Below are 15,667 nucleotides of genomic sequence, written 5' to 3' on the forward strand. Positions count from 1 at the left end.
GGGCCGGTTGTCTTGGCTGTTGGTTGCGCTCCCCCTGTGGCAGGTGCGGACCCAGCAGACACAAGGACTAATTTTGCCACATTGCGGAGGCTACAGCCAATCCCCGCGGCCGCCGCCGAAAAATGGCTGCCCCGCCGCCCGCCCTAGGACCTGGATGAGTCCGCCTGGGCGCCTTCAGCACCGGGGCGGCGGCGCAGGCGCCCGTCGACGACGTCGTACCCCAGCTCCTGCAGTTCGGCGCGGTCCGCGCGCGGCAGCTTTCCGGCGTCGAACGTTTCGAGGAGGTCCGGCCGGCGCTCCGCCGTCCGGCGGAACTGTTCGTGCCGGCGCCACTGCGCGATCTTGCCGTGGTTGCCGCTCAACAGGACGGCCGGCACTTCACGGTCACGCCACACGGACGGTTTCGTATAGACGGGATACTCCAGGAGCCCGTCGGAGTGGGATTCCTCCACAAGGGACTCGGGATTGCCCACCACGCCCGGCAGGAGGCGGCCGATGGCCTCCACCATGGCCAGGACTGCCACCTCGCCGCCGTTCAGGACGTAGTCCCCCAGGCTGACGGGACGGACGTCGAAATGCTCCCTGGACCACTCGATGACGCGTTCGTCAATGCCCTCGTAGCGTCCGCAGGCGAACGCCAGGTGCTCCTGTTCCGCCAGTTCATAGGCCAGCGCCTGGGTGAAGCGCTCCCCGGCGGGCGAGGGAACTATCAATACCGGCCGGGCCGCCCCTTCCGGGCGGTCTTCGGCAATCGAGGCCAGGGCCTGCGCCCACGGTTCGGGCTTCATGACCATGCCGGCGCCACCGCCGTAGGGGGTGTCATCCACCGTCCGGTGCCGGTCCGTGGTGAAGGAGCGGAGATCGTGGACACGCAGGTCCAGGATCCCGTCCTGCCTGGCTTTGCCGATCAGCGACAGTTCCAGCGGTGCCAGGTACTCCGGGAAGATGCTGACGACGTCGATCCGCATCTACGCTTTGCCTTCCGGCTCCGAAGGGGCTGCGTCGGCCTCCGCGTTCAGCTCGAAAAGACCCTCCGGCGGCGTCAGGAGGATGTAGCCCTCCTCGATATTGACTTCCGGAACAATCTGTTCGACGAACGGAACCAGGATCTCGCCGCCTTCCGGAGTGGTGACCATCAGCAGGTCCTGCGCGGTACCGGTGTTGAGGGCGGCAACCTTGCCCACAACGGTTGAGCCCACCCGGGCCTCCAGGCCGACGAGCTCGTGCTCGTACCAGCCCTCGTCGTCGTCCTCCTCCAGTTCCTCGGTTTCGATGAAGAGCTTGGCACCGCGGAGGGTTTCCGCTTCATTGCGGGTTTCGATCCCGTCGAAGCCCAGCAGCAGGATGTCCTTGTTCCAGCGGGCACTGTTCACGGTGAGCGGGCCCACGGCCGCCGGTTCAACCGTGAACTCGGCGCCCGGGACAAACCGGTCCCCAGGGGCATCGGTCAGGACCTGGACCGTTACTTCCCCGCGGATGCCATGGGGTTTGCCGATTCGTGCCACCTGAAGCTGCATGTGTTCCTCTGTTCGGGTTGTGGTTAATCCACGGTGTTCTGGTGAAAGCACTCCGGCCCCTCCACCGCGTTGGTGGAGGGGCCGGAGCTAAAACTGATATTGCCGAGCGCTCAGCGGCGGCGGTCGGTGTCGACGACGTCGACCCGCACCGGCTCCCCGCCGGCCAGGGCTGCCACCACGGTGCGCAGTGCACGCGCCGTGCGGCCCTGGCGGCCGATCACCCGTCCGAGGTCGTCCTGGTGAACACGCACTTCGAGGGTGTCCCCGCGGCGGTTGTTCTTGGAGCTGACCTTGACGTCATCCGGGGAATCAACGATTCCGCGGACCAGGTGTTCCAGCGCTTCTGCCAGCAATCTACTCAGCCTCGGTGGTCTCTGCTTCGGCCTCGGCGGGTGCTTCGGCTGCATCAGACTTGGATGCCTTCTTGGTGATGGCTTCCGGGATGATCACGGAACCCTTTTCCGGGGCAACGAAGGCAGCCTTCTCAGACTTGGTCTTCAGGGTGCCTTCCTGGCCCGGCAGGCCCTTGAACTTCTGCCAGTCACCGGTGATCTTGAGGATCGCGGCGACCTGCTCGGACGGCTGGGCGCCGACGGACAGCCAGTACTGCGCACGCTCGGAGTTGACCTCGATGAATGAGGGCTCTTCGGTGGGGTGGTACTTGCCGATTTCTTCGATGGCACGGCCGTCACGCTTGGTGCGTGAGTCCGCGACGACGATGCGGTAGTACGGTGCGCGCATCTTGCCAAAGCGCTTAAGGCGAATCTTTACGGCCACTGTTGTGGTCACTCCTGTTTCAGAAAAGGGGGTGAACCCGGCTTTCTGCACCCGTGGGGCGGGCCATACTTGCGGGCTCGAAGGACAGGATCCTGACGCGGAGAGAGGGGCCACGCAGATCGAGTACCTGTTTATTGTGCCAGATCAGCGTTCGGATTTCGACTTGACACGTCCTGGCGCGGCCCCGCCCCGCCCGGACAGACGGGGCAGGAACGGCTCAGGCGGACCAGACGTAGAGGCCGGCGCGCTCCGAGTCGGCGATTCCGCTGGCCATTTCAGCGAGCTGCCGCACGTAGGTGCGCGCCTGGGCGGCATCGAAGGGCATGTCATCCTGCGCCGCCCACTGCTCAGCGACGTCGTCGAGGACGTCGCCCTCCCCTTCGGTTTCATACGAGAGCAGGTCGGCCAGGGCACGCACCATCGCGGGCGGAACCGCAAGGAGCGAATCGCTCGCCACGTCCACCATGGTCAACTCATAGTCTGCCCCGCCGGCATGGACGGCGGTGCCGGCCAGGTCGCCCAGCTGTTCGACTTCAAAGTCGCTGATTCCCGGGATCCGGACCGCGTCGCCGGCAGGGGCACTCCCGCCCTTGTCCAGGATGCCGCCGCGCTTCAGTGCGGCGTCGTGGGTGGCAACAAAGATTTCGGTGAAGCCCATGGGAAGTGCCCTCATTCCGTTGACGGTGCGGCCCGCCGGGATGCAGCGCGCGCTGCCCGGCAGTTCGGTTTCAGCCTAGTACAGGGACCGCCGGAGTTTTCCGGCAACGCCGGTCGGCGGCCCAACCCCCGCAGGGTTCTCAACCTTTGTCCGGGAGTGCGCCGGTCAGCGGACTGCCACCCGGATCCTGTTGCGCCACGGATCCTCGAACCGGAGTTCGGCTCCGGTGTGGTGGGCGGCAACACCGGCAACCTTGAGGCGGTCGGCGAGGGCGCCGACGTCGTCCCCCGACGGCACTTCGATGAGGACCTCACCCAGGCCGAGGGTGTCCTTGCGCGGCCCCGCGCCGCGGCTGTTCCATACGTTCATTGCCATGTGGTGGTGGTAGCGGCCCGCCGAGACGAACAGGGCCTGGCCGTGCCAGCCTGCGGTCTTTTCGAAGCCGAGGGTCCCCACGTAGAAGTCGCGGGCGGTCTGGACGTCGCCCACCTGGAGGTGCACATGGCCCACGCCCGCAACGGTTCCCCGCTGGCGTTCCAGGGACTCCTCAGTGAGGTGCTGCTCCAAATAGCGCTGCGGCGGAAGGGCCAGGCTGTCCATCACCACGTCAGTGCCGTTCCAGGACCAACTGCTGCGCGGCCGGTCCCAGTAGAGTTCGATCCCGTTGCCTTCGGGGTCGGTGAAGTAGAAGGCCTCGCTGACAAGGTGGTCTGCGCTGCCGGTGAAGGAACGGGGTTCAAACTGCGCGGCCGTGGCGATGGTCGCGGCCAGGTCTGCCTGGTTCTCGAACAGCAGCGCGGTGTGGAAGAGGCCGGCCTCTCCCCGGCCCGGAAGCGTCAGGCCCGGAGCGGGAGCCAGGTGCACCAGCGGTTTCTGCAGCCGGCCGAGGTAGAGCCCGCCGTCCTGCTCCGCGACGACCTCCAGGCCGAGGGCCCGCTGGTAGTAATCGGTCATGACCTTCATGTCGCCCACCTTGAGCATCACGGTGCCCATGGCGAGGTCGGCAGGAAGGAGATCCTGGCGGGCGGCTGCGTCGGTCATTTGAAGGCTCCTTGTATTGGAGGCCGTCCCGTCGGCGGCCTGTCACATATTAAAATTACTTGAAGCTTCAATTTATTCCAAGTGGCGGCCTCAAATAACTCAGCGGATGATGCGGCCGCCCAGCACCACGTGTTCCAGCGCCCTGATCGTTTCCGGGGTGGTCCGCGGGTCTTCGCGGCACACCACGACGTCGGCCCGCGCGCCTTCCTCCAGGTTGTCCGCTCCCAGCCACGTGCGGGCTGCCCAGCAGGCGGCATCCAGGGCCGCAGGCATGGGCAGGCCGGCCCCGTGCAGGGCGAGGATCTCATCTGCGATCCTCCCGTGGCGGACCACGCTGCCTGCGTCCGTCCCGGCAAAGATGCGTACGCCGGCGGAATGGGCCTCCGCCACCCGTTCCAGCCTGCGTTCCCACAGGGCACGCATGTGGGCGGCGTAGCGCGGAAACTTGGCGTCTGCCTGCTCCGCGATATCAGGAAAGGTAGCGATGTTGATGAGGGTGGGCACGATCGGCACGCCCTGCTCCACGAACCGGGGCAGGTGGCGGGGCAGCAGCCCCGTGGCGTGCTCAATGCAGTCAATGCCGGCGTCCAGCATCTGGTCCAGGGTGTCCCCGGCGAAGCAATGCGCCGTGACCCGGGCACCTTCATCATGGGCAGCCTGGACAGCGTCACGGACGACGGCGGCCGGAAAGGAGGGCGCGAGGTCGCCGGCGCTCCGGTCGATCCAGTCGCCCACCAGTTTGACCCAGCCGTCGCCGTCGCGTGCTTGCTTCCGCACGGCCTCCACGAGCCCGTCGGGTTCGACCTCCGCCGCAAAGCCGCGCAGGTAGCGGCGCGTGCGGGCCACATGCCGTCCTGCACGGATCAGCACCGGAAAGTCCCGGCAGCCCTGCATCCAGCGGGTATCGGCAGGTGAGCCGGCGTCGCGGACCAGCAGGGTTCCGGCGTTGAGGTCAGCCAGCGCCTGTTCCCGTGCAAGGGCGGGTTCGACCGGGCCGGCGGGGCCCAGTCCGATGTGGCAGTGGGCGTCAGCCAATCCCGGCAGCACCCAGCCGTCGAGCTCCCGCGCCGGAGGGGCAGTTGGCCGGCTGAACGTGAGCTTGCCGTCCACCGACCAGAGTCCATGGCGTACCCGGTCCGGTGCGGTCAGGACGGGTCCGCGAAAGTGAATGATGTCTGCCATCGGGCTTCCTTTCGATGCCCGGTCAGGCTAGCACCCGCAAATGTGACACCGCCCTTCCGGGGGCGTGTGGTAGCTTACACCTTGACCACACGGGTGCCCCTGCAGGGGCTGAGATCGGGCTGACGCAGCCTGCGACCGTTGAACCTGTCCGGGTAATGCCGGCGAAGGAAGTGAGTATTCCTTGAGTACACAAAATGCACAGCTGAACCCTGCCCAAGACCGTCCGGCGATGGGAGCAGCCGGCAACCAGCCACCGGTGACCCAGTCCCTGAAATCCCATTCTCTGGCCTACCTTGAGGATGCCGGCACGGGGATCAGGGTCCCGGTGACGGAGATTGCGCTGGAACCTTCCCCGAACGGGACGCCGAACAGGCCGTTCCGGACCTACCGGACGGCGGGACCTGGCAGCGACCCCGTCATCGGCCTCCCTCCCTTCCGGACGGACTGGATCGAAGCACGCGGAGACACCGAGGCGTACAGCGGCAGGGAACGGAACCTGCTCGACGACGGCCGCTCGGCTGTCCGCCGCGGCGCCGCCAGCGCCGAGTGGAAGGGAGCGCGCCCGGTGCCCCGCCGCGCCGTCGACGGCAGGACCGTGACGCAGATGCACTACGCGCGGCAGGGCGTGATCACCCCGGAGATGCGCTTTGTGGCGCTGCGCGAGAACTGCGATGTTGAACTGGTCCGCAGCGAGCTGGCTGCGGGCCGCGCCATCATCCCCAGCAACATCAACCACCCCGAGTCCGAGCCAATGATTATCGGCAAGGCCTTCCTGGTGAAGATCAACGCCAACATCGGCAACTCGGCCGTTACCAGTTCCATCGCGGAGGAGGTGGACAAACTGCAGTGGGCAACGCAGTGGGGCGCCGACACCGTCATGGACCTTTCCACCGGCGATGACATCCACACCACCCGCGAATGGATCCTCCGCAACTCCCCCGTCCCCATCGGCACCGTCCCCATCTACCAGGCCCTCGAGAAGGTCAACGGGGAAGCCAATGCCCTTACCTGGGAGATCTTCCGCGACACCGTCATTGAACAGTGCGAGCAGGGTGTGGACTACATGACCATCCACGCCGGCGTCCTGCTGCGTTACGTGCCCCTGACAGCCAACCGGGTGACAGGCATCGTGTCCCGCGGCGGTTCGATCATGGCAGGCTGGTGCCTGGCCCACCACCAGGAGAACTTCCTCTACACGCACTTCGATGAGCTGTGCGAAATCTTCGCGAAGTACGACGTCGCCTTCTCCCTGGGTGACGGGCTGCGGCCAGGGGCGACGGCGGATGCCAACGACGCTGCCCAGTTCGCCGAACTGGACACACTGGCTGAGCTGACGGCGCGCGCCTGGGAATTCGACGTGCAGGTGATGGTGGAAGGTCCGGGGCACATCCCGTTCCACCTGGTCCGCGAGAACGTAGAGCGACAGCAGGAGCTGTGCAAGGGTGCGCCGTTCTACACACTCGGGCCCCTGGTTACCGACGTTGCACCGGGCTACGACCACATCACCTCGGCCATCGGTGCCACCGAGATCGCACGCTACGGCACCGCCATGCTCTGCTACGTAACCCCGAAGGAACACCTGGGGCTGCCCAACAAGGACGACGTCAAGACCGGGGTGATCACCTACAAGATCGCCGCACACGCGGCAGACCTTGCCAAGGGCCACCCGGGGGCGCACGAGCGCGATGATGCGCTGTCCAAGGCACGCTTCGAATTCCGCTGGCGCGACCAGTTCGCGCTGTCCCTGGACCCGGTCACGGCGGAAGCCTTCCATGATGAGACCCTGCCCGCAGAACCTGCCAAGACCGCGCACTTCTGTTCCATGTGCGGTCCCAAGTTCTGCTCCATGAGGATCAGCCAGGACATCCGGGACGAATTTGGCTCGGCGGAGTCGCAGGCGGCCCTGGCGGCGGCGGCGGGGATGAAGGGGAAAAGCGAGGAATTCCGGGCGGCCGGCGGCAAGGTGTACCTGCCGGAGCCCCGTGTTGCCGCCGGAAGCTAGGGCGTCAGGACGCGCGTGCCCGGACCCGGCTGGCATCGCCGATAAACGAGCGGATGATGCGGTCCCCCTCTCCTGAATCCTGGGGCCGGTGCCCTCCCGCCGCAGTGCGGTGGAGGGCGCCGGTCTCCCGGAGGTAGCCCGCGATCTCTTCGTAGAGCGGCTCCCAGCCGCCCGTGAGGACGAGCGTAGGCACGCCCGGCACGATGTGCAGCGGAGCTTCCCACGACGGCACCTGCAGACGGAGCCGCCGGGCGGACCGCTTCTCTTCCACGGTGACCGGGTGCTGCAGGTCCGTGGCGTAGACCCGGCGCACGAATTCCCGCTGGAAGTCCTCGTCGCCGAGTTGGTGCCGGACGTCCAGGAGCGGCTTCATCAGCGCAATGTGCGCCGCCGTCGCCGGCAGTTCCGCGGTCAGCGACAGGCAGGCCGGCTCCACCAGCGTCAGCGAATAGACAAGGTCGGGGCGTTCGACGGCGGCCATCATCGCTGCGACGGCGCCTTGGGCATGTGCCACGACGTGCCCGCCGACGGCGCCCCTGCCGTCGTCGGCCAGTGACCGCAGCAGGATCCCCGCGTCCTCTTCGAAGGATGATTCCACCGGCTCTGCCACGGGATCGTAGCCGTGGCGGCGCAGGAACAGTGCGTCATAGGACAGTGCCAGGCCATGCTGGCGGGGCCAGGCCGCGGCGCCGAAGCTGCCCGCGCCGTGCACGAACACTACCCTCTGCTTGAACATGACCCAACCCTATTCCACAGCCCCGACATCCCAACTAAGTAGCGCCAAGTGTCGTTATGAACCGTCAAAACGACACTTGGCGCTACTTAGTTGGGCCAGGTTTGCTTACTTGCCGAGGAACTTGTCGAAGCCCTTGGGCAGGTTCAGCTGGGACGGATCGAAGTCGCCCGGCTGCTGGCCGAAGGCGGCGCCGGTCGGCAGAGCCTTGGCCGCGTTGGCCCGGCGGGCCTCGGCGTCCTTCCGCTCCTGGGCAGCCTTGGCGGGGTTGCCTGACTTCGCCTTCTTCTTGGGGGCGTTCTTGGCGTTCTTCCGCGCCCCGCCGCCGGCACCCGGCATGCCTGGCATCCCGGGCATCCCCGGCATGCCGCCCTGGGCCATCTTCTTCATCATCTTCTGGGCCTGGGCGAAGCGCTCCAGAAGGCCGTTGACCTCGGAGACGTGGACGCCGGAGCCGCGGGCAATACGGGCGCGGCGGGAGCCGTTGATGATCTTGGGCGCAACACGCTCGTGCGGGGTCATGGACCGGACGATGGCCTCGACGCGGTCGATCTCGCGTTCGTCGAACTGCTCCAGCTGCTGGCGGATGTTCTGCGCACCCGGCATCATCATGAGCATTTTCTTCATCGAGCCCATGTTGCGGATCTGCTGCATCTGGGCCAGGAAGTCCTCAAGGGTGAAGTCTTCCTGGTCGGCGAATTTCTTCGCCATCCGGGCGGCTTCGTCCTTGTCCCAGGATTTCTCCGCCTGCTCAATCAGCGTCAGGACGTCACCCATGTCCAGGATGCGCGATGCCATCCGGTCCGGGTGGAACAGCTCGAAGTCGTCAAGGCCTTCGCCGGTGGAGGCGAACATGACGGGTTTGCCGGTGACGGACGCCACCGAGAGCGCGGCACCGCCGCGGGCGTCGCCGTCGAGCTTGGAGAGCACGATGCCCGTGAAGTTGACGCCCTCATCGAAGGCGAGCGCCGTGTTCACGGCGTCCTGGCCGATCATGGAGTCGATGACGAAGAGGACTTCGTTGGGCACGATGGCGCGGCGGATCTGGCGCGCCTGCTCCATCATGTCGGCGTCGACACCGAGCCGGCCGGCGGTGTCCACGATGACGACGTCGTGCAGCTTCTGGCGGGCTTCCTCCACACCGGCGCGGGCAACGGCCACGGGGTCGCCGGCAGGGTGCTCGAGTTCGGAGGACGTGGCTCCCGGGTGCGGCGCGAACACCGGCACCTTGGCGCGCTGGCCCACCACCTGGAGCTGGGTGACCGCGTTGGGGCGCTGCAGGTCGCATGCCACCAGCATGGGGCTGTGGCCCTGGGCCTTCAGCCACTTGGACAGCTTGCCGGCGAGGGTGGTCTTACCGGCACCCTGGAGGCCAGCCAGCATGATGATGGTGGGGCCGTTCTTGGCGAGGCGGATCCGGCGGGTTTCACCGCCGAGGATCTCCACCAGTTCTTCGTTGACGATCTTGACGATCTGCTGGCTCGGGTTCAGCGCACCGGACACCTCGGAACCCAGGGCGCGTTCCCGTACCCGGCCGGTGAATTCACGGACAACTGGAACGGCAACGTCGGCATCCAGGAGGGCACGGCGGATCTCGCGGACTGTGGCATCGACGTCGGCCTCGGAGAGCCTGCCTTTACCCCGCAGATTCTTAAAGGTTGCTGTCAACCGGTCAGAGAGTGAATTGAACACGCGACGTGCACTTCTTTCTGTGGATGATCAAAGGCTATGAATAATCAAAGGCTGTGGATGATCGGGACTCGACTATCTAGGGTACCAAGTCGGACCCCCAAGGTGGCATGCTGGCAAAATGACGAGCCAAGCATCTGTGAAAACCCTCCTCATCCTCGGCGCTTCCGGGGACCTGACGGGCCGGCTGCTCCTGCCGGGCCTGGCGCGCCTGGTGGCGAAGGGCCACGCCACGGATCTCCGGCTCGTCGGTGCCGGGTCAGATCCCTGGACCCCGGAACAGTGGCGGGAAAGGGTTCACACCTCCTTCGAAGCAGCAGCCGGGCCCGCAGGTCCCGAGGGAAAGGACGCCCTGCAGTCCCTTGAAAAGGAGACGGTCTACCACCAGCTGGATGTCACCGCCGACGGCGCCCTGGCCTCGCTCCTTGCCGCGCTGGACGGCCCAACGGCCGTCTATTTTGCCCTCCCGCCCAAGATCAGCCAGCTCGCCTGTGAAACCCTGCGGCCCGACCAGGTTCCGGCCGGCACGCGGTTGGTGATGGAAAAACCCTTCGGCTCCAGCGAGGAGTCTGCCCGGTCGCTCAACCAGACACTGGTCCGGCTGGTTCCGGAAGACCACATCCACCGGGTGGACCATTTCCTGGGCAAGGCCACCGTGCTGAACATCCTGGGCCTGCGGTTCGCCAACAACTTCCTGGAACCCGTCTGGGACCGCCACCACGTGGAAAAAGTGGAAATCATCTTTGACGAGGACCTCGCGCTGGAGGGACGCGCCCGTTATTACGACGGCGCCGGCGCGCTCCGGGACATGATCCAGAGCCACCTCCTGCAGATCATGGCGCTGATGGCCATCGAACCGCCGGCCACCATCGGCGAACGGGACCTGCGCGACGCCATTTCCACGGTCCTGCGCGCGAGCAGCGTCCCGGAGCCCTACGCCGGTTCCAGCCGCAGGGCGCGCTACGCGGCGGGTGAACTGGCGGGGAAGGAGGTCCCGGACTACGCGCGGGAGGACGGTGTGGACGCGGCACGAGGCACCGAGACCCTGGCCGAGATCCAGGTGAACATCGACAACTGGCGCTGGAAGGGCGTCCCCTTCATCCTCCGTTCCGGCAAGGCGCTGGGCGTTAAGCGCAAGGAAGCCGTGGTCACGTTCCGCCCGGTGCCCCACCTTCCCCGGGGCTTTACCGGCGTTGACTCGCCGAACAAGCTAAGGATCGGCTTCGGGCCGGACACCCTGGCGTTCGACGTCGATGTCAATGGTCCCGGCAACATCTTCAGCCTGGGCCGCATCACCCTCGGCGCGGAACTGAGCGCTTCGGACCTCCTCCCCTACGGTGAAGTCCTGGAAGGCGTCCTCGCGGGCGACCCGTTGCTTTCCGTCCGCGGCGACACCGCGGAAGAATGCTGGCGCATTGTTGAGCCTGTGCTCAAGGCCTGGCAGCAGGATTCTGTCCCGTTGGAAGAGTACGACGCCGGATCGGCCGGCCCCGCGGGCTGGCCGGGCACGGTGCCGGGACACTAAGGCCAGCTTCCGCCGCAGCTGCATCCACGCTGGCGGCGGGGTGTCGGACAGCACAGCGGAGCGGGCAGGAAAACCTTCCGGTTTTCCTGCCCGCTCCGTTTTTTAGTTTTAGTGCTTTGCCGGCCTAGATTGCCGCAACGCCCCGTTCACCGGTGCGGACCCGCACCGCCTCCGAGACATCCACGGTCCAGACCTTGCCGTCGCCGGCCCGGCCGGTGTTTGAGCTGGCGATGATGACATCCAGGATGTCGTCTGCCTGCTCGTCGGTGGCGAGGACCTCCACCCGGATCTTGGGCAGCAGGTCCACGTTGTACTCCGCGCCGCGGTAGACCTCGGTGTAGCCGCGCTGCCGGCCGTAGCCGCTCGCCGCGCTGACCGTCAGGCCCTGTACGCCGTAGGCCTCCAGCCCCTCACGGATGGCCTCGAGCTTTTCCGGCCGGACGATCGCAGTAATCAGTTTCATGCCCCCACGCTTTCCTTACCTGTTGCTGATTCGGTCTTCGCGGCTCCTGATTTCTGTGCCGCGTCCGACTGGGTCTTGCCGGTGATCATGTCGTGCAGGGGCTGGAAGCTTCCGCCGTGTCCCCCGACGCCGAACTCGTAGGCGGTCTCGGCGTGCAGGCTGAGGTCCACGCCCACGGTTTCCTGTTCCTGCGAGACACGGAAGCCCATGGTCTTGTGGATGGCCAGGGCGATGATCGCCGTCAGGATGGCGGAGTAGGCGATGGCGATGCCGGCCGCTGCGAGCTGCGCCCACATCTGGGTCATGCCGCCGCCGTAGAAGAGGCCGCCGCCCACGCCGTCGGTGGGCAGTGCAATGAAGCCCAGGGCCACGGTGCCGATGATGCCGGAGACAAGGTGGACACCGACAACGTCCAGCGAGTCATCGAAGCCCCAGCGGAACTTCAGTCCCACCGCGAGGGCGGAAGCCACGCCAGCCACGATGCCGAGGCCGAGGGCACCGACGGGGCTCACGTTGGCGCAGGCCGGGGTGATGGCGACGAGGCCGGCAACAACACCGGAGGCGGCACCCAGGGAGGTGGGGTGGCCGTCGCGGATGCGCTCGGTGACCAGCCAGCCGAGCATCGCGGCAGCCGGGGCGGCAAGGGTGTTCACCCAGATGAGCCCGCCCTGCTCAGCGGTGGTGGCGGCACCGCCGTTGAAGCCGAACCAGCCGAACCAGAGGATGGCTGCGCCGAGCATAACGAACGGGATGTTGTGCGGGCGGTGGTTCGGGTCCTTGCCGAACCCCTTGCGGTTGCCGATGATGAGGACCAGGACCAGGGCTGCAACACCCGCGTTGATGTGGACCACGGTGCCGCCGGCGAAGTCGATGGCCGGGCCGAGGGCCTGGCCCACTGCACCTTCAGGACCGAACAGTCCGCCGCCCCACACCATGTAGGCCAGCGGGCAGTAGACAAGCGTGACCCAGACGGGCACGAAGACAGACCAGGCGCCGAACTTGGCGCGGTCAGCGATGGCGCCGCTGATGAGTGCGACGGTGATGATGGCGAAGGTGGCAGCGTAGCCGACCTTGATCAGTCCGTCCGGGGTGTCGATGCCCTCAAGGCCGAACGTGGCAAACGGGTTGCCCACAATCTGGAAGAAGCCCTCGCCGGAGCTCATGGAGGCGCCCCAGAGAACCCAGACAACGCCAACCATGCCGATGGAGATGAAGCTCATCATCATCATGTTCAGCGCGGCCTTGGCCCGGGTCATGCCGCCGTAGAAAAATGCCAGACCCGGTGTCATGAACAGCACAAGCGCCGCCGACACCATGATCCATACGTGACCTGCGGTAAGTTCCATGGTGCACGCCTCTCTTATCGATTTGGTCGAAATTGCGGAGATGATCCGCCTGCCAACGCCTTTTGCGTCCTGTAACGAGTGTGTCGGCGCTGTGTTTCGGCCGCGGAGGTTTTTTATTGCGGGGCTGTTACAACAACCTCTAGGAAGTAAATGGTGCATATCTGGCTTGTTACGGTTATGTTTCACCTCTCCCGCCGACGCCCCTCGGACAAGTACGCAAGGACCCCTCGACCATGACGGCAGAACCCCGCGTGAGCCGCGCCACAGCGCGGATTTTTTCCCTGCTGCGTCCCGGCAGGCAAAAGCTGCCGCGCGACATCAAGGTGATGCTGGCCGCGGCCTTCCTTATTGCCCTTGGATTCGGTCTTGTTGCGCCCGTGTTGCCACAGTTCGCCACAACCTTCGGCGTGGGAAATACCGAAGCTTCGGTGATCGTGGCGATCTTCGCGTTCATGCGGCTGGTCTTCGCGCCCGCCGGCGGTGCCCTCATCGGCCGGATCGGCGAACGGCCCGTCTACGTCATGGGCCTGCTGATCGTCGCCGCCTCCACCGCTGCCTGCGCGTTCGCCCAGGACTATTGGCAGCTCCTGCTCTTCCGCGGGCTTGGCGGAGCCGGATCGGTAATGTTCACGGTCGCTTCGATGGCGCTGGTGGTGCGGCTTGCGCCGCCGGAGAGCAGGGGCCGCGTTTCCGGCGCCTACGCGTCCGCCTTCCTCATCGGAAATGTGTGCGGCCCGATCGTCGGCGGCCTGCTGGCCGGCTTCGGCCTGCGCGTTCCCTTCCTGGCGTACGCGGCCGCCCTGGTGATGGCCGCCGTCGTGGTCCAGACACAGCTCAGCCACCAGCGCCGGGGCGGCGGGGACGGGCAGGACCGCGCACCGGACATGCCCCTGGGAGAAGCGCTTGCCATGGGCACCTACCGGACCGCCGTGCTGTCCAGCTTCGTGAACGGCTGGGCGACTTTTGGGGTCCGGATGGCCACTGTTCCGCTCTTCGCGGTGGCGGCCCTCGGAGCCGGACCCGAGGCGGCCGGGTTTGCACTGGCAGTTTTTGCTGCCGGGAACGCCGCAGCCCTTACCTTCTCGGGCCGGCTGGCTGACACCCTGGGCCGCAAACCCATGATGGTTGCCGGACTGATTGTTGCCGGGGCCGCCACCGCTGCCATCGGTTTTACGTCCGGGCTGGGCTGGTTCCTTGCGGCATCGGCCCTGGCCGGGGCCGGCTCCGGCCTCTTCGGCCCGGCCCAGCAGGCCGCCGTCGCGGACGTGATCGGCAACGGCCGGTCCGGGGGCAAGGTCCTGGCCGTATATCAGATGACGTCCGACGTCGGCGCGATTGTTGGGCCCGTCCTGGCAGGTGTGCTGGCCGACCGGCTGGGCTACGGCTGGGCTTTCGGGGTGACCGGCGGCATCATGCTCGTGGCCGCGGTGGCCTGGGCCGCCACCCGGGAAACCCTGCGGACAGCCCGGCCCTGAGTCCTCCGGGCCAGTTCAGCAGCGGGCTAGTTCAGCAGCGCGTCCACAAAGGCCTCTGCGTCGAAGGGGGCGAGGTCATCCGCCCCCTCACCCAGGCCGATCAGCTTGACCGGGACTCCGAGGGTCTTTTGGATGGCGACGACGATGCCGCCCTTGGCGGTTCCGTCCAGCTTGGTCAGGACAATGCCCGTGATGTTCACGACCTCCGAGAAGACGCGGGCCTGGTTCAGGCCGTTCTGGCCGGTAGTAGCATCCAGCACCAGGAGGACCTCGTCCACCTCGGCCAGTTTCTCAATGACGCGCTTGACCTTGCCCAGTTCGTCCATGAGGCCCACTTTGTTCTGCAGCCTGCCGGCAGTGTCGATCATGACCACGTCCACTTCCTGGTCAATGCCTGCCTTGACTGCCTCGTAGGCAACGGAGGCAGGATCGGCGCCGTCGATGTCCGACTTCACAGTGGGAACGCCAACCCGCTGGCCCCACGTGGCCAGCTGTTCGGCGGCCGCGGCGCGGAAGGTGTCCGCAGCGCCGAGGAGGACATCCTTGTCCTCCGCAACCAGGACGCGGGCGAGCTTGCCCACGGTGGTGGTCTTTCCCACGCCGTTGACGCCCACCACCATCATGACGGCCGGCTTGTCCGCGTGGCGCTGGACGTTGAGGGAGCGGTCCATGGTGGGGTCCACGAGCTTGATGAGTTCTTCGCGGAGCAGCTCTTTGACCTGCTCGGGGGTCCGGGTGCCCAGGACCTTGACCCGTTCACGGAGGGCGTCCACGAGCTGCATGGTGGGTTCGGTGCCCAGGTCCGCCAGGAGGAGGGTCTCCTCCACCTCGTCCCACACGTTCTCGTCGATCTTGTCGCTTGAGAGCAGCGCCAGGAGTCCCTTGCCCATGATGTTGTTGGACCGGACCAGGCGCTCGCGCAGGCGGACCAGCCGGCCCGCCACGGGAAGCGGAGTCTCAACCGGAATGACCTCCAGCCCCGCGGCGTTATCCGGGACCTCAGCGGTTTCCAGCCCCTCCAGGTCCACCGGGCCCGGGGCCGTACGGTCCGCAACCGCGCCGGGCCTGTCCTCAACGGCAGTGCTCCCGCCCTGCGGCAGTACGGGGTCGTTGGCATCGCGTGTGCCAGGGTACCGGGTGATGTTCTTCCGGGTCTTCATCAGGACCGGAATCAGCCCGCCGATAACCACCAGGGCAGCAAGAATGGACAGGATTATGGGAAGGATGTCATTCACTCCCCTAGCTTCTCATACGCCCGG

General features: G+C 66.5%; 15 protein-coding genes and 1 riboswitch. Of the genes, 3 read left to right on the forward strand and 12 right to left on the reverse strand.

Going from position 1 to position 15,667, the window contains the following annotated elements; genetic code table 11:
* Positions 1–143: 143 nt before the first annotated feature.
* The 7 genes from trmD to SMD14_RS12075 form a co-directional block, all read right to left on the reverse strand.
* Positions 144–968 (reverse strand): tRNA (guanosine(37)-N1)-methyltransferase TrmD, encoded by an 825-nt coding sequence (gene trmD, locus SMD14_RS12045; RefSeq protein ID WP_157241914.1) that lies wholly within the window; start codon positions 966–968, stop codon positions 144–146.
* Positions 969–1,517, reverse strand: coding sequence for a ribosome maturation factor RimM (rimM, locus tag SMD14_RS12050; RefSeq protein ID WP_321213790.1), 549 nt, complete (start codon positions 1,515–1,517; stop codon positions 969–971).
* A 110-nt stretch (positions 1,518–1,627) separates the two neighbouring features.
* Positions 1,628–1,870, reverse strand: coding sequence for an RNA-binding protein (locus SMD14_RS12055; RefSeq protein ID WP_018759999.1), 243 nt, complete (start codon positions 1,868–1,870; stop codon positions 1,628–1,630).
* Between the two features lies 1 nt (position 1,871).
* Positions 1,872–2,294, reverse strand: coding sequence for a 30S ribosomal protein S16 (gene rpsP, locus SMD14_RS12060; RefSeq protein ID WP_321213791.1), 423 nt, complete (start codon positions 2,292–2,294; stop codon positions 1,872–1,874).
* A gap of 217 nt (positions 2,295–2,511) precedes the next feature.
* Positions 2,512–2,952 (reverse strand): hypothetical protein, encoded by a 441-nt coding sequence (locus SMD14_RS12065; protein WP_321216262.1) that lies wholly within the window; start codon positions 2,950–2,952, stop codon positions 2,512–2,514.
* A 165-nt stretch (positions 2,953–3,117) separates the two neighbouring features.
* Entirely contained in the window at positions 3,118–3,993 is an 876-nt protein-coding gene (locus SMD14_RS12070) for a VOC family protein (protein ID WP_157241911.1), read from the reverse strand.
* A 99-nt stretch (positions 3,994–4,092) separates the two neighbouring features.
* A complete protein-coding gene (locus SMD14_RS12075) occupies positions 4,093–5,175 on the reverse strand; it encodes an amidohydrolase family protein (protein ID WP_321213792.1) in 1,083 nt (360 codons plus the stop codon).
* Positions 5,176–5,254: 79 nt separating this feature from the next.
* Positions 5,255–5,362: riboswitch (TPP riboswitch) on the forward strand.
* Between SMD14_RS12075 and thiC the strand changes: the two genes are divergently transcribed.
* Positions 5,357–7,177, forward strand: a complete 1,821-nt coding sequence (gene thiC / locus SMD14_RS12080) for a phosphomethylpyrimidine synthase ThiC (protein ID WP_321213793.1) — start codon at positions 5,357–5,359, stop codon at positions 7,175–7,177. (Overlaps the previous riboswitch by 6 nt.)
* 4 nt (positions 7,178–7,181) lie before the next feature.
* On the opposite strand, the gene SMD14_RS12085 is transcribed toward thiC, so the two are convergent.
* Both SMD14_RS12085 and ffh read right to left on the reverse strand, forming a co-directional pair.
* Positions 7,182–7,913: an alpha/beta hydrolase gene (locus SMD14_RS12085; protein WP_321213794.1), complete on the reverse strand. Its 732-nt coding sequence runs from the start codon at positions 7,911–7,913 to the stop codon at positions 7,182–7,184.
* A 105-nt stretch (positions 7,914–8,018) separates the two neighbouring features.
* Positions 8,019–9,602 carry a signal recognition particle protein gene (gene ffh / locus SMD14_RS12090; protein ID WP_321213795.1) on the reverse strand — a complete coding sequence of 528 codons (1,584 nt, stop codon included), beginning with the start codon at positions 9,600–9,602 and terminating at the stop codon, positions 8,019–8,021.
* Between the two features lie 118 nt (positions 9,603–9,720).
* Between ffh and SMD14_RS12095 the strand changes: the two genes are divergently transcribed.
* The gene (locus tag SMD14_RS12095) at positions 9,721–11,124 is read left to right on the forward strand and encodes a glucose-6-phosphate dehydrogenase (protein ID WP_321213796.1); all 1,404 of its coding nucleotides are present in this window, start codon (positions 9,721–9,723) and stop codon (positions 11,122–11,124) included.
* Between the two features lie 124 nt (positions 11,125–11,248).
* On the opposite strand, the gene SMD14_RS12100 is transcribed toward SMD14_RS12095, so the two are convergent.
* Entirely contained in the window at positions 11,249–11,587 is a 339-nt protein-coding gene (locus tag SMD14_RS12100) for a P-II family nitrogen regulator (protein WP_013601408.1), read from the reverse strand.
* Positions 11,584–12,933 carry an ammonium transporter gene (locus SMD14_RS12105; protein ID WP_321213797.1) on the reverse strand — a complete coding sequence of 450 codons (1,350 nt, stop codon included), beginning with the start codon at positions 12,931–12,933 and terminating at the stop codon, positions 11,584–11,586. Before SMD14_RS12105 ends, SMD14_RS12100 begins: the two co-directional genes overlap by 4 nt.
* 233 nt (positions 12,934–13,166) lie before the next feature.
* Here SMD14_RS12105 and SMD14_RS12110 point away from each other — a divergent pair, with 233 nt between their 5' ends.
* On the forward strand, positions 13,167–14,408 hold the full coding sequence (locus SMD14_RS12110; RefSeq protein WP_321213798.1) for an MFS transporter: 1,242 nt from the start codon (positions 13,167–13,169) through the stop codon (positions 14,406–14,408).
* 26 nt (positions 14,409–14,434) lie between these two features.
* Here the strand turns inward: SMD14_RS12110 and ftsY are convergent, their stop codons facing one another.
* Positions 14,435–15,643 (reverse strand): signal recognition particle-docking protein FtsY, encoded by a 1,209-nt coding sequence (gene ftsY, locus SMD14_RS12115; RefSeq protein WP_321213799.1) that lies wholly within the window; start codon positions 15,641–15,643, stop codon positions 14,435–14,437.
* Positions 15,644–15,667 lie beyond the last annotated feature (24 nt).

This window comes from Pseudarthrobacter oxydans (genome assembly GCF_034258515.1).
In the GTDB taxonomy this organism is placed as follows: Bacteria; Actinomycetota; Actinomycetes; order Actinomycetales; family Micrococcaceae; genus Arthrobacter.